We start from the raw sequence: 1,001 nt of genomic DNA on the forward strand, positions 1-1,001 counted from the left end.
CCTGTCAGACCGATCGGGGCGGGGCCGGGCGGGGGCCGGTCGGGCAGCCGCAGGACGCGGGCGATGAGGCGGGCGGTGGGGCCGGGCGACAACAGCGCGTCGCCCGCGGCGACGGTGCGGATGGCGTTCAGCAGCTCGGCGGGCCGGGTGTCCTTGACCAGGAACCCACTGGCCCCCGCCCGCAGCGCAGCGACCACGTGCTCGTCGGTGTCGTAGGTGGTCAGCACCAGCACGCGCACCCCGGCGAGGGCGCTGTCCGCGGCGATGATCCTGGTGGCCTCGATGCCGTCGAGGTCGGGCATCCGGATGTCCATCACCACCACATCGGCGCCGGCGCTGCCGGCCAGCGCCGCGGCCTGCCTGCCGGTCCCCGCCTGCCCGACCACCTCCATGTCGGCCGCGGACTCGACCAGCATCGCGAACGCGGCCCGCACCAGCGTCTGATCGTCGGCGAGCAGCACCCGGATCCTCGGGGGCGCGGTCGTGGGAGATGCCATCGGGAACGTCATCGGGTCGCTCCTGCACGTGCACTGGCGAGCGGGTTGGCGAGCAGGACGTCCGGCCGGGCTGCCGGTGATCCTTCGGGCGGGTCTTCGCCGTCCTCGGGTGCTCCCCTGAGGGGGAGCACGGCCGTGACGGTGAATCCGGCGCTGTCCGCCCGGGGTCCGGCCGTCAGCCGGCCGCCGACGCTGTGGGCCCGCTCCCGCATGCCCACGATGCCGTAGCCGTCCGTACGGGCCGGTTTGTGCGGGCTGGCCGCGGCCGGACCGTCGTCCAGAACGGACACGTGGAGTGCCGCCGCGGAGCGGGTGAGCGTCACCCGGACCTGCGAACCGCTCGCGTGTCGCGCGGCGTTGGTGAGCGCCTCCTGCACGATGCGGTAGGCGGCGGCGCCGACCGCGGGCGGCGCGTGGTCCGCGCCCTCGCCGACCGCGAGTTAGACCCGTGTCCCGGTGGCCTCGGCGGCACGGACCAGGTCGGGGACCCCGGGCAGTCCCGGC

Annotated in this window: 2 protein-coding genes; both read right to left on the reverse strand. The window is 75.6% G+C overall.

The window, feature by feature from the left end; genetic code table 11:
- A partial coding sequence (locus tag O3X23_RS43875) for a response regulator (protein ID WP_269281013.1) occupies positions 1-509 on the reverse strand: 509 nt, incomplete at its 3' end.
- Complete coding sequence (locus tag O3X23_RS43880) at positions 506-877, reverse strand: ATP-binding protein (protein ID WP_443048163.1); 372 nt, start codon at positions 875-877, stop codon at positions 506-508. The genes O3X23_RS43875 and O3X23_RS43880, both read right to left, overlap by 4 nt.
- Positions 878-1,001: the final 124 nt, after the last annotated feature.

Origin of the sequence: Streptomyces sp. H39-S7, assembly GCF_027158205.1 — a bacterium.
In the GTDB taxonomy this organism is placed as follows: domain Bacteria; phylum Actinomycetota; class Actinomycetes; order Streptomycetales; family Streptomycetaceae; genus Actinacidiphila.